We start from the raw sequence: 15,303 nt of genomic DNA on the forward strand, positions 1-15,303 counted from the left end.
AATGCTGTTAAAGGGTTGATTTAGCTTCAATATAAAATTCCCGGAATAATTGAATTAGGTTAAGTGTAGACGAAATAAGGTCTTTAGACTCCAGTAGAAGCCCAAAATAAAGTTTTGTGTTTTTAGGACTGGTTTCTGAAGTCCTTATACGATTAATTTGCTTCTCTATCATTTCTGAAACCATATCTAGCAATTCTTGCTTCTCTGCAAGAATATCGTCTAAACGCTCAAAATCGTGTTCATCAAAAGTGTATTTTATCTCTTCAAATAACTCCTGAAGCTTTTTATCAATCTTTTTCAGGTCTCTAATTTGGTTAAATTTCAGATTCTTGTGATTGTTATTTACGTGATCAAAAGAATTTCTGGTAATGTATCGAGTAGAGTTCACCATCTCCTGCAAATAATCGAGTAAATGAATATAAAAACGACTGGCTTCCACCGAATCTTCATCAAGAGATCTGATAAAATAGTAGATATTTCCTTTTAAATTATCTACCTCGCTCTCAAGATCACCAACCTTTTTATTGTTCTTTTTTAGTTTTGTGAGATCATGATAACCCAGGTTATCTACGGTTTTGGTATAGCGCTTTCTAATACCGGAAATCACCTGGGAGATATTTACCGAACTCTCTGCGGTAATTTCATTAATGGTAATAATATCTGTGCGTTTATATCTTTTCTGACGCTTATCTGCTTTCGCTTTTTTAGCGTGAGACATCGTGTTTTTAACGATAAAAAAGGCAGTTATACATACGAGAATAGCAATGGCGATTAAACCTCCAAAATAGATTATTGCTGCAAAAATCGCTGCACCAAAGAATGCTACCAAAGCGGTAACAAACCAGCCTCCAATCACATTCAGCACTCCGGCAACCCTATATACAGCACTTTCCTGGTTCCAGGCCCTGTCTGCTAAAGATGTTCCCATAGCCACCATAAAAGTCACATAAGTTGTTGAAAGCGGTAGCTGCAGGTTAGTTCCCATAGAGATTAAAACACTGGCTACTACCAAATTCACAGAAGCCCTTACCAGATCAAATGCCGGGGGGGCAATTTCCCTTGCCTGAGTCTTTGTTTTAGGAGTTTCAAACTGATTATTTATTTTCTTGCGAAAGTTTTCAGGAAGTACATCTGAAACTGCGGCACCAAATATTATAGAATACCTAACAATGGTTCTGGATAAATAATTGGCTCCAAACCGCTCTGAACCTTCATTTTGCCTGGATAATTTTACGCCGGTATCTACAACAGCCCTGGCTTTTCCAGAAAACCAGATGGTAAGCACCATTACCCCACCAGCAAAAATCAGTATAATTTCGGGCGTGGGAACGCTTCCGGCGAGATCGCTCATCAATAATTCTGAAGCTGCTACACCAGATGCACTCCAAATCTCGTAAGACTGCCAGGCTGCAATTGGTACACCAATAAAATTCACCAAATCGTTTCCTGCGAAGGCCAGCGCTAGCGCAAACGTACCTACAATAACAATTATTCTTAGGATATTGACCCTGAAAAAGCTTATTAATACTTTAGAAAGAATTGTAAAACCAATTAAGCTAAAAATAATCACCTGTATTCGATTATTATTCACATCCTCTACAAAATGATCAGACACAAAAGCCATAGTATTAAGGCCTTTAATAAGGATAAAATAGAAGATAGCCGCAAGAGAAACTCCACCAAAAATAGCACCGGTATATTTCAGTCTCCTTTCATATTTAAAAGAAAGTACCAGCCGGGAGAAATACTGAACTACTGCCCCGGCTATAAATGCAATTACAATAGCCAGCAAGATGCCTAAAATAACTTCAGAAGCCTTTTCTACATTTATAAAATCTGCCAGATGGGTAATATCATTAGTAGTTTTAAAGATCTTTATAAGAGCAATACTTACCGCTGCCCCAAGCAATTCAAACATTATGGATACCGTGGTCGATGTTGGCAGCCCCATGGAATTAAAGAAATCCAACAGTAAAACATCAGTTATCATAACAGCCATAAATATGACCATGATCTCTTCAAAATAGAATTCCTGCGGAAGAAAAATCCCTTTTCGGGCTACTTCCATTAATCCGCTGGAAAATATAGCACCTACTGCAACTCCAAGGCTTGCAATAATAAGGATAGAACGCAGGGAAACAGCTTTGGACCCCACTGCAGAATTCAGGAAATTAATAGCATCGTTACTCACCCCTACCACTAAATCGGTAATGGCGAGAACAAATAAAACTCCCAATATAATGAGATAAACATCCTGCATGAAAATAAAATCCTTTTAACCTGTAAAATTCAGTGAATTTTTCCTAATAAATCATTTCCTTAGGTTATTAAAACTTTAATTAAATAGCAACTACTTAGCGTATAGTTTTATCGTTTTTATATTTAATTGAACTTAAAAAACTAAAGCAATTCAGCCGGATTCATTTTTTTGAAAAAAAATTGGTCCATATTTGTTGCCCCGGTGAAATCCCCTGATTTTTGACCATTTACCTTTTCCGAAAAAATTCCTGTTATTTTTAGGGAAATTGAATTGTAACAATATAATACCAATCCATTATGTCTATCATAAAAGTAATTGAGATTTTGGCGAATTCTACCGAAAGCTGGGAAGATGCCACAAAAAAAGCAGTGAAGCATGCAGCTAAAACCGTGAAGAATATAAAATCGGTTTATGTTAAAGATCAAAGCGCCCTTGTAAATGGAGAAAACATTACCGAATTTAGGGTTAATGTAAAAATCTCTTTTGAAGTCAGTTAATTTTCACTCAAAATATTGGCAACGCTCCCTGGGATTCCAGGGAGCGTTTTACTTTTAAAAAACAAATATGTCCGCACCAAAATTCACCAATAGCCTAATTAACGAGACCAGTCCTTACCTTTTACAACACGCGCATAATCCCGTAAACTGGGAGGCCTGGAATTCAAAAAGCCTGGAAAAATCCCGCAAAGAAGATAAACTTTTACTTATTAGTGTCGGTTATTCTGCCTGCCATTGGTGCCATGTTATGGAACATGAAAGTTTTGAAGATGAAGCTGTGGCTGAAATTATGAACGCCCACTTTATTAATATTAAAGTCGATAGGGAAGAACGCCCAGATATAGACCAGGTTTATATGAATGCAGTACAGATAATGACCGGTGCTGGTGGTTGGCCTATGAATATCGTAGCCCTTCCCGATGGCCGGCCGGTTTGGGGTGGCACCTATTTTAGAAAAGAGCAATGGAAGGATGCTTTAAAACAACTTTCGGGACTTTATAAAACCAAGCCAGATGAAATGAAAGAATATGCGTCCAGGCTGGAAAAAGGGCTTCAGCAATTACAGCTCATTGAAATTCCCGAAGAAGAAACACCCTTCTCTACCGATTTTCTAAATGAAATCCTTGAAAAATGGAAAAAAGGATTCGATAAAAAAAATGGGGGTTCGCAAGGGGCTCCAAAATTTATGCTTCCGGTAAACCAGGAATTTTTATTGCGTAGCGGCGTTCAGCTAAAAGATCAAGACCTTCTTGAGCATTCCCTGCACAGCCTTAATAAAATCTCTTACGGTGGTGTTTTTGACCATATTGGCGGCGGGTTTTCACGTTACTCGGTAGATGAACGCTGGCACGTTCCCCACTTTGAAAAAATGCTTTATGATAACGCTCAGCTAGTAAGCCTGTATAGCGATGCTTTTTCCCTAACAAAAGACAATTGGTATAAAGAAGTGGTTTTAAAAACCCTGGAATTTGTAAATGACGAACTTACCGATACTACTGGCGCATTCTATTCAGCTCTGGATGCAGATAGTGAAGATAAAAACAGGAATAAAACCGAAGGTGCTTATTATGTATGGAAAAAAGAAGAATTGCAGGCTTTAATAAAAGAAGATTTTAAAATTTTTGAAGCATATTATAATATAAATTCCTTCGGAAAATGGGAGGAAAATAATTATGTGCTTATCCGGTCTAAAAATGATAAAACAATTGCTGAAACATTTAATATTAGGCATACTGAACTACAATCCAAGAAAGAAAACTGGATCAAGATCCTAAAAAAAGAGCGAGATAAAAGAACAAAACCGGGACTGGATGATAAAAGTTTAACCTCATGGAATGCCTTAATGCTTAATGGATATATCGATGCTTATAAAGCTTTTAATACACAGGAATTTCTCGAAAAAGCGCTAAAAAATGCGGAATTCCTTCAAAAGCATCAGTTTAAGAAAGATTTTCGGCTTTGGCATAACTTCAAAAACGGAAAGAGTTCTATAAATGCTTATTTGGAAGATTATGTTTTTTGCACCGAAGCTTTTCTCAACTTATATGAAGCAACTTTTGAAGAAAAATGGCTGGAAATTGCAGAGCATTTAATCTCGGTTTGCTTTGAAGATTTTCAGGATAAAAATACCGGACTTTTTTATTTTACTTCTTCAAAAGATGAAGCCTTAATTACCAGAACTTATGAGCTAAATGATAATGTAATGCCGGCATCAAACTCGGTTATGGCTAAAAATTTATTCAAGGTTGCTAAAATAACCGGTAATCGGGATTATTACGACCTGGCAGCCAGAATGCTAAAAACAGTACAACCGCAAATTAAAACCTACCCGCAATCTTATGCGAACTGGTTGGATTTAGTGCTTAATTTCACTGAAACCTTTTATGAAATAGCGATCACAGGAAAAAATGCTCATTCGATAAAGAAAGAGCTTCAACAGGAATTCCTACCAAATACAATTTTTGCCGGTAGTAAAGGTGCTTCTGAAATATCACTCTTAAAAAACAGGTTTAAAGAAAATCAGGATTTAATTTACATCTGCAGTGACGGAAAATGTGATCTACCCCTAAATTCTGTAGAAGATTCTATTAAAAAGATGAAACATTTTTAACAAAAATTAAACATTAAACTTTCTTATAAATAAAAAAATATATTCAATTTGTTGCTCCAAAAAGATTGATAGCATGGATAAAATAAACGATTGGGGCGCCATCGCAAGAGAATACGCAGAAAAGTTTATTGATTATTTACCAACATTATTGGGAGCACTTGCGCTTCTTTTTATCGGACTTTGGATAATAGGTATTATCGTTAAGTATATAGGTAAATTATTTCAAAAGAAAGATTATGATAAAACCTTAGAAATTTTCACCGTAAATGCTACGAGGTGGGGACTTCGCATTATACTCTTTGTGCTGGTAATTACACAGCTGGGGGTACAAAGCGCATCTTTAGTAGCCGCGATTGGTGCTGCAGGTTTAGCGATTGGTCTTGCCATGCAGGGATCACTTTCTAACCTGGCCGGTGGTGTTTTGCTTATTGTTTTAAAACCTTTCAAAGTTGGTGACTGGATAGAAGCACAGGGAATCTCTGGATCTGTTGTAGAAATCACTTTATTTTATACCAAAATTGACACTTTTGGAAACCAACGTGCTGTAATCCCGAATGGAGATCTAAGTAATGACAATATTATAAATTACAGTTTTAATGGCACAAGAAAAGAAAATCTAAGCTTCGGAATCTCTTATGACGACGATTTGAAAAAGGCTAAAGAAGTACTTAGAAACCTTGTAGAGGAGCAGGAAAATGTATTAAAAGACCCGCCACCACAAATTATCGTTTCCGAACTTGGAGCTGATTCAGTAAACTTTTCAGTGAGATATTTTGCTGAAAACAGTAAATTCTGGGATTTACATTGGTATATGATTGAGGAGGGTAAAATAAGACTGGAAGAAGCAGGTATGACAATTCCATATCCTCAGCGAGATGTTTACCTATACGACCAGACCAAGATGAATGGTACTGTAGAAAAGAGATCAAAAAAGATTAACACCTCGAATACCGCCGATTAACCGGCAATAAAATCTTTTAAATAATAAGGTTCAAAATAGGCGACATCTTCGGTGTCGCTTATTTTATATTTGGCTTCTGCTAAACTGCACATTTCCCTTGCAGATGGTAATTTATCTGTGATAAATTCGGCGTTTGGATGGGCAAAAATGGCTTCAAATTTTTCTACGCCATTTCCTAAGAAAGCAGTCCTATCCTTTTCTAAAAATTCAGCAAAAGAATTTTTATCCAAAACCTCAGCTTTAGTTTCTCTTATTTCATTTAAACCTTTATCGAAAACAGCCGAGTAGACTTCCATTCTTCGTGCATCCAACATAGGGATCACAAATCCTTTTTCCAGTTTTATCTGCGCTGCTAAAGAGGCCAGGGTTGCAATAGAAATTAGTGGAATATCCAGCGAAAAACATAAACCCTTGGCAGTAGAGACTCCTATCCTTAATCCAGTATAGGAACCTGGGCCTTTACTTACAGCAATCGCATTAAGATCTGCTACACTTAAGTTATTTTCTTTTAGAATTTCATCTATAAAAACGTGTAACTTCTCAGCGTGCGAATAGTTATTGCTTTTATCTTCCTTGAGCGCCACTATAGCCCCGTCTTGTGAAAGTGCAACAGAACAATTTGTAGTAGCGGTTTCTAAACAAAGTATTAATGCCAAATCCTCTAGTTTTTCTTATTTATTAGTTACTTCAACATCGTCACCTTCTTTCAGGCTTTTTGTAACAGTATTATAAGGCCCTGTTATCACGGTCTCACCCTCAGCCAAACCTTCAGTAATTTCAATATTACTATCGTCCTGGATTCCGGTAGAAACTTTTCTAAGTTCTGCCTTTTCACCTTCTTTTAAAAAAACAGCCTCATATTTTTCATTGCCACTTTTGCCTGCTGTGGTATCGGTTTTAATTACAATAGCACTAATTGGTATACCTATAATATTGTCTTTTCTATTAGTGATTATGTCTACCGTAGCCGTCATACCAGGTCTAAAGGGAGAATAATTATCTGCTTTTCCTTCTATAAGATCTTTATACGATTCCTCTAAAATACGAACTTTCACCTTAAAATTTGTCACCTGATCTGTAGTAAGCGCGGCATCAGCCGAATTTGAAATTTCAGTAACAATTCCATCAAACTCTTTCCCCAAATAAGCATCTACCTCAACTATGGTAGAATCTCCAACCTCTACCTTTACGATATCGTTCTCATTAACATCTACTACAACTTCCATATTGGTAAGGTTGGCTACCCTAAGAATTTCGGTACCGGCCATTTGCTGGGTTCCTACTACCCTTTCACCAAGTTCGGCATCAAGTTTTGAGATCGTACCTGTCATAGGAGCGTAAATATTAGTTCTCCCTAGGTTATCGGTGGCTTCCTTTACCGTAGCTGCAGTGCTTTGCATATTATAATAAGCCGACTCTTTATTGGCCTGCGCCACTTCATATTCTGAGACAATTCTGTCCCACTCAGCTTTAGAAATCACTCCTTTTTCAAAAAGACTTTTATTTCGGTTATAATTGGCTTCAGCTTGTTTTAAACTTGCTTCTGCCTGGGCATAATTTGCCCTTGAAGTTTCCAGCCCAGCCTGGGCTCTATTTACGCTAGACTGATAAATATCGGGGTTTACCCTAACCAATAAATCTCCCTTTTCTACCGCCTGTCCTTCAACTATAGGAAGTTCAATTATTTCTCCTGAAACTTCAGAAGATAATTTTACTTCAATCTCAGGTTGAATTTTCCCTGTGGCCGAAACAGTTTCTATAATATTTATAGGTTCAATTTTAGTAATTTCTACTTCTTTAAAATTACCAGACTTACCAAACCAGCCGGCTTTTTTGCCTACTATAAGCAGGACAATAAGCGCGAGAGCAATTCCGATAATTATAAATAGAGTCTTTTTCTTCATAATTTAAAATTTAAGATCGCTCACAGGTACTCCAAAATATAATTCAAGTACTTTTAATTTAAAAATATAATCATATTTGGTTCTAAGCACTTCACTTTGTGCGTTTTCATACCTTAATTTTGCCTGGCTAAATTCAAAAGCATTAGAGATTCCTACATCAAAACGTTGTGTAGAATAGTCAAAAGCCTGCTCCTGTGCATTTGCTGCAACCAGAGCCGCTTCGTAAGCTTCAAAAGCTCCTTCGGCATCAACATAAGCCTGGTAAACATTTGCTTCAAGATCCAGCTCTGCCTGTTCTAATTCGTACTCAGCCCGCTTTGCATTCACCTGGCTTCTTCTAACCTGGATTCTGGTAGCCAAACCGTTAAAAATTGGCACACTAACCTGAAGCCCATAAGTCATACCATCATTTCGCGCTAATTGATCAAAAAATGGTAATGGGCTGCCAATTGTAGACATCATATTTGGAGCAACCACTATATCACCGGTTTGTTCTACTACCCCAATTTGCCGGGTAGGATCATTCGGGTCTATTTCTGCACCAACTATTCTTGCATTACCAGATTCCCTGGTATTGTAGTTGAAAAAAGCTCCTACACTGGGATAGTAAGCTCCCCTGGCAATTTCAACATCTTTTAGCGCCAGTTCCCTGTTGGCTTCAGCAATTCTAATCTCAGATCTTTCTTCTTTGGCTTGCTCTACAATATCATCTACAGTATTATCCAGTATTTCTATCCCAAAAATATCGTAATCCCTTTCTACAATATCAAAATTCTCATAATCTTTAATAAGAAGCGTTTGCGCTAAACTTATAAGGGAAATCCTAATATTGTTCTGAGCCACAATTATTCGTTGGCGTTCATCGGCATTAGTAGCTTCAATTTCCAGAAGATCCCCCTGTGGCAATGAGCCGGCATCTACCAGTTCCCTGGTTCTTTCCATTTGCTCCTGGGTAACTTCGTTTTGCATTCTAAGAATTTCAAGGTTTTGCTTATTAAAAAGCACCTGCAAATAAGAATCGGCCACGAAAAGCGTAATATCATCTTTCATCTTGTCCAACGCATATTGGGTGGCAAGCTGTGAGATTTTGGCACGTTGTAATTGTTTAAAATTTCTAAGTCCGTCAAAAAGATTCATACTTGCGGTAACCCCTGCGGAAAAGTTTCTTGTAGTTTGTGTCTGTAAAATACCTGTAGTTACGTTTTGGGTAAGACCTGTGTTCCAGGAGTTCGTTGCTGAAGCGTTTACGTTTGGAAGAAAATTACCAATCGCATCCCTTCTGCCCAGTTCTGCCATCTCTACATCGAGCTCGCTCTGTTTTACTGAAATATTGTTTTCCAGGGCATAATTAACACATTCCTGAAGTGTCCATTTGTTGTTTTCCTGGGCTTGTGCAAATAAAGCTGAAAATAAAAATATGGTTAGTAAGCTGTATTTTTTCATAATCGGGATTCTAGTTGATGAGTCTGTGATATTCTAAACTTGTTACATTTTGAGATGAAATCTACCTTCCGGCAAATTCCGGACTTGGTTTTACCCTATTCCAAACCTTAATTTTATCGTCTTTAGAAATACCGTTTTTCACTTCTACTTGAATTCCATCACTAATTCCCAGTTCTAAATCCCTTCTTTCAAATTGCTGGTCTCCGGTTTCAACTTCAACAAACGGCTCCTGAGTTTTTGGATCAAACTGAACAAGCGCTTCTTTAATTGCCAAAACCTCATCTGCCCTATCTAAAATAATAGAGGCATTTGCACTTAAACCGGCGCGAATAAAAGTAGTATCGGCCTTATCTAAAGTCCCCTTTATTTCAAACTGAATCGCTCCATTTTCATCTATCCCTTTTGGAGCGATATAATCTAAAATCGCATTAAAAGTTTTATTTTCTATTGCACCAACAGTTACCTCCAGCGGCAAATCTTCTTTTATTTTTCCAACTTCACTTTCGTCAACTTTTCCTTCAAAAATCATTTCGTTAACATCGGCAAGGGTGGCCAGGGTAGTCCCGTCGTTAAAATTGTTGCTTTCTATTACCTGGTTTCCAACACGCACCGGCACGTCTAAAACCATCCCGTCTACCGTAGATCTAATAAGCGTGTTGGCAGCGCTACCTATCCCACTTGTGGTCCCGGTTTGTACAATCTCAAAATTTTGCTGAGCAGAGCGGTAGTTCTGTTGCATTCTTTGATAGTTGGCTTCAGCATTATCAAAATCGTTTTGAGAAATCACTCCTTTTTCAAACAAAGACTTTTGCCTTTCAAAGGTTTTTTGCTCGTTATCCAAATTAATCTTTGCGGTCGCAACAGCATCTTTTGCACTTTGCAATGAATTAACATTTGGAATCACCCGAATTTTTGCGATAAGATCGCCGGCCTTCACTTTCTCTCCGGCTTCAATATATATTTCATCTATAATTCCCGAGATATTAGGTTTTATAAGCACTTCTTCCTTCGGGACAATATTTCCCGTCGCCACGGTTTTCTTCACGATGGTTTCTATTGAGGCCTGCTCGGTTTCATAAACCGTAGGACCCTCCTGATTTTTCTGAAACAAATAGTATAACGCGCCTACAAAAACAACGGCGATCAATACTAAAATTGAGATGGTAACTGTTTTTTTCATTTTTTGATTGTATTTATCTTCTTTACTTTTTCTTGTTATTCTGTTCTAAGGGCATCCACAGGTTTAATTTTAATAGCATTCTGCGCCGGAATAAGTCCTGCCAATAATCCTGAACATACTAAAATTGCCAGGGCGGTAAGGACCACCCCTAAATCTACACTAGGATTCGCAAACATCATTTCTGAAGTATCCATTCCGCTCAAGGCGTAATTAATTCCCGCAATTATTCCTGTTGCAAAAATAATCCCGGCCATTCCTGAAATAATCGTAAGGAAAATAGATTCCATTAAAATTTGACCCCTAATAGACCAGGGCGTAGCACCCAGGGCACGTCTTACCCCAATTTCGTTGGTCCTTTCTTTTACTACAATTAACATGATGTTACTAATCCCAATAATACCGGATAGTAATACCAGGATCCCCACGAAATAAGCCACGGCTTTTAAAGCCACGAACAAACCGTTTATTTTGCTAAATTCCTCATACAGATCAAAATTACCTACGGCCCTATCATCCTCCGGGTGTATGGAATGCCTGCTTTTAATAAGGTCCAGAATGCTTGATTTTAAACTGGTAATAGAGTTTTCATCCTGGGCAGTTATCGCCATCCAGCCTACCGTATCTCCCATATTGAAAGCCTGGGAAAACGCGGTAAATGGAACATAAATTTCTTTCTGAGCTTCCTCAACGTTTCCACCCCCACCGCCTTTTTTCTTATAGGTGCCAATTACCATAAAATTGACCCCGTTAATTTTAAGATAACTCCCTATAACTTCTTCATCTTTATCATAAAGCTCCCTTTTTACTCCATCTCCAATTATTGCAACCTTTCTTTTTTGTTGTATATCCAGGTAATTAATAAATCGGCCGGATGTAACATCCATAGGTTCCTGCTGAATGATCTCGGGATAATCGCCATACACATTAAATGCGCCGGTTTGAAGACCGCGCACCACGTTGTTATTTCCGCCGAAGCCACCCAACTGATTTCTTGGAGAGATAAACCGAAGTCCCGGTACGTTTTCCCGAAGAGCCTCCACATCAGCTGTTTTAAAGTTATAGCGCCGGCCTTTAGGCAAACCTTTATATGGTTTGGATACAGTTTGCGTCCACATAAACATCGTATTGGTCGCAATCCCACCAAAACCCTGCTTTACTCCATTTTCGAGGCCTTTACCGGCCGCCAGTAAAATAACGAGTATGAAAATCCCCCACATTACCCCAAAAGCTGTAAGTATGGTTCTAAACCAATTCGAGCTTAGTGCTTCAATTATTTCGCTCCATTTATCCCTGCTAAACATATTATTCGTCTCTTAATGCTACAATGGGTTTGATTCTCGCAGCTCTCCATGCAGGGAAAAACCCGGCGATTGCACCGGCAATCACCAAAATGAAGACGGTGGTAAGTGCCACATTAAAATTAACTGCAGGATTGGAGATATACTGGGTTTCTATAAGCGGCCCAACAAATTCCAACAATAATAAACTTGCAATAAGGCCCATAAATCCGGCAATTGCGGTTACAAAAATAGATTCGTGCAATACCATTCCCACTATGGAGAGCGGCTCTGCACCAAGAGCTTTTCGTATTCCTATTTCTCTTGTTCTTTCTTTTACGATAATGAGCATAATATTACTCACACCAACAACCCCGGCGATAATGGTACAAATACCAACTCCCCAAAAGAAGAATTTTATCATATCCATAAGGTCATAGAAACGTTTAGCGTTTTCCAGCGAATTATTAATGCTAACCGCGCTATCATCATCAGGAGCAATGGTATGCGTTTCTTTAAGCTGGTTTTCAATCTCGGCTGAAAAATGATTAGAAGCGGCAAGGGCAGCTTCAAAATTATCTTCGGGTTGTAAAGTGAAAGCCATATTCGCAATATTGTTACCCCCGCCAAAAACGCGTTGCGCGGTAGAAATAGGCATAAAAACACGGCTTTCTTCCCTTTCCCCACCAGGATCGGTAAAAACGCCAATCACTTTAAAATTAATACCTGAAATTTGCACATATTCGCCAACTGGATCCTTACGATCCTTAAAAAGATCGTCTCTAACTTTTTTACCGAGGACAACAACTTTTTCAAAGTTTTTATCGTCTTTATAATTCACAAAGCGTCCCTCCAACATACCACTGTTTTCCAGAAACTGATAATCGGGATAAACGCCTTCAACGCGATAAGAACCTGATTCTTTTCCGTAATTGACTAATCCACTCCATATGCGAAAAAGGGAAGATTTGTATTCTAAATCATCCTGGTATTTTAAAGCTGTGTAATTAAAGTCTTCATTTTTCATCTGAATTCTTCTCCCCGGGTTTAGCCCTTTATATTCCTTAGAAGTAACCCCGGTGTACACATACATAATGTTTGCAGCGTCGTTTTGAAATTCCTGCGAAATACCATTACGCATTCCTTCGCCAATTCCCAGTAGAACCACCAAAATAAAAATCCCCGAAGCTACCGAAAGTCCAGTTAAAAACGTTCGTAGTTTGTTTTTACGAATCGTATCAAAGATCTCTTCCCAGCGTTCTAACTCAAACATTTTGCTGCGCTCTTACTTGATTGACTTTCGTATCCTGAATTATTCTACCGTCTTTTAAATTGACGATCCTCTTTGTCATTGCAGCAATATCGGGTTCATGGGTTACTACAAGTATGGTTCGGCCTTCATCGTTAATTTCCTGAATTAAATTCATAACATCATAAGATGTTTTTGAATCTAAAGCTCCCGTAGGTTCGTCGGCTAAAAGCACTTTTGGATCACTGGCAAGAGCCCTCGCAATGGCGACCCGTTGTTTTTGCCCTCCGGAAAGTTCATTTGGTAAATGCCCTGCCCAATCGGCAAGACCAACTTTTTCCAGGTAACTCATTGCCTTATCTATACGTTCACCACGTTTAATTCCCTGGTAATACAACGGAAGGGCCACATTATCCAAGGCATTTTTATAAGAAATAAGATTAAAAGATTGAAAAATGAAACCCAGGAATTTATTACGATAGCGGGCTGCTATTTTTTCGTTAAGGTTTTTAATTGCGACGCCATCCAGCGTATAAGAACCTTCATCGGCTTCATCGAGCATTCCTAGAATATTTAACAGGGTAGATTTTCCCGATCCTGAAGATCCCATGATAGAAACAAGTTCTCCTTCAGCAACGCTAAAATTAATCCCTTTTAAAACGTGTAGTGAATTACTACCCATTTTATAGGACTTATGAAGATCTTTAATTTCTATCATCGCAGTATAATTACAGATTGCTAACTTTTTATTGAAAAGCGTCACCCATAAGACTCTGCGAAAGAGAAAAAGTTACATTTTATTTAAGAAAATATTTGAAGTACTTAAGCCTCTCCAGATTTTTTTGCTTTTTTACGAGAACGGTAAATAAAATAACCTAAACCGCCAACCAGCAAATATGGAAAAGCCATTAAGTAAACAATACCGTTATTAATACCTTCTGCAGCGCTTTGATCGGTATCACTTTCTAAAACCGCACGACACATGGAGCATTGTGCTTTGGCTAATTCAGGCAGCAAAAGCAAAAAGAAGAAAAGTAATAACAACCTGATTTTCATAGCGATAATTTCTAAATGCAAATTTAATAAATTTTATTATCAAGTTTCAGTTGTAGCTGTTAAGACTTAAATTCTTCGTAAGTATTTCAGTTTAATAATAAGGCCACATAAACACATAAACCAAAACCCCGGTAACTGCAACGTATAGCCAAATAGGAAAGGTCCAGCGGGCAATTTTGGCATGTTTTTCATATTCGCCGGTTAAACCCCGGTACATTGTAAAAAGCACCAAAGGAACAATAATCGCAGAAAGTACAATATGTGTAATAAGAATAAAGAAATACACCGTTCTTAAAAAACCTTCACCTCCATAAGGCACAGGATCATTACTTATTTTGGAGATCACATAACTAACTAAAAATATAGCCGAAAGTCCGAATGCGGTAATCATTACATTACGGTGCAACTTGTACTCCCTGATACTCATAAAAAAATAACCTAACATTAATAAAATGGCAGTAGAACCATTTAAAACTGCGTGAAAGAATGGAAATGTTCCTGTTTGCGAACCAAACAAGTTATAACGTTCTGGCAGGTACATTAGAATTAGAACTATAATTGGCACCAGTATAGACAATGCAATAATAACCGGGACCGCGATTTTATCGGTTTTTGTTAGTGTCCTTTTCACAGCAGTTTTTTAATATCTTCAATTAAAATATCAATTTGGGGTTCTTCTTCACCTTCCGCAACCGTCTTATTTCTTTCTACCGAACCACGATAATAAATAATTGGATTCCCATAATTATCCTGGCGGGACCTGATATAACCTTCCTTATCTACCAAAGCGAATAGTCCCTGATGGGCAAAACCACCGGCCACCTCGCTATCTTCTCCGGCATAAATATTATACCCTCCATTAGCGAGACCATAAATTGAATCTTTTTCACCAGTCAATAAATTCCAGTGTGGATGGTCTATTCCATAATTTTCAGCATAAGACTTCAAAACTTCGGGCGTGTCGTGTTTCGGATCTATGGTAAAAGAAGCAATCCCAAAATCTTCTATGTTTTGAAATTCATCCTGAACCTCTACCAGGTTTTGGTTCATAATAGGACAAATAGTTGGGCAGGTTGTAAAAAAGAATTCGGCCACATAAACTTTTCCCAGATAATCTTTATTTGTAATGGTATCACCATCCTGGTTTATTAATTCGAAATCAGGAGCCTTCTTTTTCCTTCCGTTTATTTCGATATAAACAAGCGCCTTATCAGTATTCAATGCTTTTTCGGCTCCTTTAATATTCAACCTATCTGATTTCACTACTTCACCACTACTTATGGTGTCAACAATTTTAGGAATAACAATTATTCCAAAAATTAGAATGATAAGCGAAAGACCTATATAAGAATATTTTTTTTTCATT

Annotated in this window: 14 protein-coding genes; 3 read left to right on the plus strand and 11 right to left on the minus strand. The window is 37.8% G+C overall.

All coding sequences use genetic code 11. The features are described from left to right. Positions 1–7: 7 nt before the first annotated feature. The gene (locus tag LB467_RS07510; RefSeq protein ID WP_224473421.1) at positions 8–2,260 is read right to left on the minus strand and encodes an inorganic phosphate transporter; all 2,253 of its coding nucleotides are present in this window, start codon (positions 2,258–2,260) and stop codon (positions 8–10) included. Positions 2,261–2,556: 296 nt separating this feature from the next. Between LB467_RS07510 and LB467_RS07515 the strand changes: the two genes are divergently transcribed. The 3 genes from LB467_RS07515 to LB467_RS07525 all read left to right on the plus strand — a co-directional run bounded on the left by LB467_RS07515 (position 2,557) and on the right by LB467_RS07525 (position 5,828). Then, on the plus strand, positions 2,557–2,757 hold the full coding sequence (locus LB467_RS07515; protein ID WP_224473422.1) for a dodecin family protein: 201 nt from the start codon (positions 2,557–2,559) through the stop codon (positions 2,755–2,757). A gap of 67 nt (positions 2,758–2,824) precedes the next feature. Further along, positions 2,825–4,867, plus strand: coding sequence for a thioredoxin domain-containing protein (locus LB467_RS07520; RefSeq protein ID WP_224473423.1), 2,043 nt, complete (start codon positions 2,825–2,827; stop codon positions 4,865–4,867). 73 nt (positions 4,868–4,940) lie between these two features. Then, positions 4,941–5,828, plus strand: coding sequence for a mechanosensitive ion channel family protein (locus LB467_RS07525; RefSeq protein ID WP_224473424.1), 888 nt, complete (start codon positions 4,941–4,943; stop codon positions 5,826–5,828). Here the strand turns inward: LB467_RS07525 and tsaB are convergent. The 10 genes from tsaB to LB467_RS07575 all read right to left on the minus strand — a co-directional run bounded on the left by tsaB (position 5,825) and on the right by LB467_RS07575 (position 15,302). Beyond that, complete coding sequence (gene tsaB, locus LB467_RS07530; RefSeq protein WP_224473425.1) at positions 5,825–6,484, minus strand: tRNA (adenosine(37)-N6)-threonylcarbamoyltransferase complex dimerization subunit type 1 TsaB; 660 nt, start codon at positions 6,482–6,484, stop codon at positions 5,825–5,827. The two genes, LB467_RS07525 and tsaB, sit on opposite strands and share 4 nt — an antisense overlap. A gap of 15 nt (positions 6,485–6,499) precedes the next feature. Beyond that, entirely contained in the window at positions 6,500–7,732 is a 1,233-nt protein-coding gene (locus LB467_RS07535) for an efflux RND transporter periplasmic adaptor subunit (RefSeq protein WP_224473426.1), read from the minus strand. Positions 7,733–7,735: 3 nt separating this feature from the next. Further along, positions 7,736–9,175: a TolC family protein gene (locus LB467_RS07540; protein ID WP_224473427.1), complete on the minus strand. Its 1,440-nt coding sequence runs from the start codon at positions 9,173–9,175 to the stop codon at positions 7,736–7,738. A gap of 61 nt (positions 9,176–9,236) precedes the next feature. Next, the gene (locus LB467_RS07545; protein WP_224473428.1) at positions 9,237–10,355 is read right to left on the minus strand and encodes an efflux RND transporter periplasmic adaptor subunit; all 1,119 of its coding nucleotides are present in this window, start codon (positions 10,353–10,355) and stop codon (positions 9,237–9,239) included. A 35-nt stretch (positions 10,356–10,390) separates the two neighbouring features. Continuing rightward, positions 10,391–11,656, minus strand: coding sequence for an ABC transporter permease (locus LB467_RS07550; protein WP_224473429.1), 1,266 nt, complete (start codon positions 11,654–11,656; stop codon positions 10,391–10,393). A gap of 1 nt (position 11,657) precedes the next feature. After that, entirely contained in the window at positions 11,658–12,905 is a 1,248-nt protein-coding gene (locus tag LB467_RS07555; RefSeq protein ID WP_224473430.1) for an ABC transporter permease, read from the minus strand. Next, on the minus strand, positions 12,898–13,599 hold the full coding sequence (locus LB467_RS07560; RefSeq protein WP_224473431.1) for an ABC transporter ATP-binding protein: 702 nt from the start codon (positions 13,597–13,599) through the stop codon (positions 12,898–12,900). The genes LB467_RS07555 and LB467_RS07560 overlap by 8 nt, the downstream gene beginning before the upstream one ends. 104 nt (positions 13,600–13,703) lie before the next feature. After that, positions 13,704–13,937 carry a hypothetical protein gene (locus LB467_RS07565; protein ID WP_224473501.1) on the minus strand — a complete coding sequence of 78 codons (234 nt, stop codon included), beginning with the start codon at positions 13,935–13,937 and terminating at the stop codon, positions 13,704–13,706. A 91-nt stretch (positions 13,938–14,028) separates the two neighbouring features. Continuing rightward, the gene (locus LB467_RS07570; RefSeq protein ID WP_224473432.1) at positions 14,029–14,568 is read right to left on the minus strand and encodes a DUF420 domain-containing protein; all 540 of its coding nucleotides are present in this window, start codon (positions 14,566–14,568) and stop codon (positions 14,029–14,031) included. Next, complete coding sequence (locus LB467_RS07575; RefSeq protein WP_224473433.1) at positions 14,565–15,302, minus strand: SCO family protein; 738 nt, start codon at positions 15,300–15,302, stop codon at positions 14,565–14,567. The genes LB467_RS07570 and LB467_RS07575 overlap by 4 nt, the downstream gene beginning before the upstream one ends. Position 15,303: the final 1 nt, after the last annotated feature.

The organism is Salegentibacter tibetensis, from assembly GCF_020164485.1.
GTDB lineage: Bacteria > Bacteroidota > Bacteroidia > Flavobacteriales > Flavobacteriaceae > Salegentibacter > Salegentibacter tibetensis.

Coding starts and splice junctions, on each gene's coding strand:
- LB467_RS07510 (WP_224473421.1), bottom strand. CDS start 2,260: ATGCAGGATGTTTATCTCATTATATTGGGAGTTTTATTTGTTCTCGCC.
- LB467_RS07515 (WP_224473422.1), top strand. CDS start 2,557: ATGTCTATCATAAAAGTAATTGAGATTTTGGCGAATTCTACCGAAAGC.
- LB467_RS07520 (WP_224473423.1), top strand. CDS start 2,825: ATGTCCGCACCAAAATTCACCAATAGCCTAATTAACGAGACCAGTCCT.
- LB467_RS07525 (WP_224473424.1), top strand. CDS start 4,941: ATGGATAAAATAAACGATTGGGGCGCCATCGCAAGAGAATACGCAGAA.
- LB467_RS07535 (WP_224473426.1), bottom strand. CDS start 7,732: ATGAAGAAAAAGACTCTATTTATAATTATCGGAATTGCTCTCGCGCTT.
- LB467_RS07540 (WP_224473427.1), bottom strand. CDS start 9,175: ATGAAAAAATACAGCTTACTAACCATATTTTTATTTTCAGCTTTATTT.
- LB467_RS07545 (WP_224473428.1), bottom strand. CDS start 10,355: ATGAAAAAAACAGTTACCATCTCAATTTTAGTATTGATCGCCGTTGTT.
- LB467_RS07550 (WP_224473429.1), bottom strand. CDS start 11,656: ATGTTTAGCAGGGATAAATGGAGCGAAATAATTGAAGCACTAAGCTCG.
- LB467_RS07555 (WP_224473430.1), bottom strand. CDS start 12,905: ATGTTTGAGTTAGAACGCTGGGAAGAGATCTTTGATACGATTCGTAAA.
- LB467_RS07560 (WP_224473431.1), bottom strand. CDS start 13,599: ATGATAGAAATTAAAGATCTTCATAAGTCCTATAAAATGGGTAGTAAT.
- LB467_RS07565 (WP_224473501.1), bottom strand. CDS start 13,937: ATGAAAATCAGGTTGTTATTACTTTTCTTCTTTTTGCTTTTGCTGCCT.
- LB467_RS07575 (WP_224473433.1), bottom strand. CDS start 15,302: ATGAAAAAAAAATATTCTTATATAGGTCTTTCGCTTATCATTCTAATT.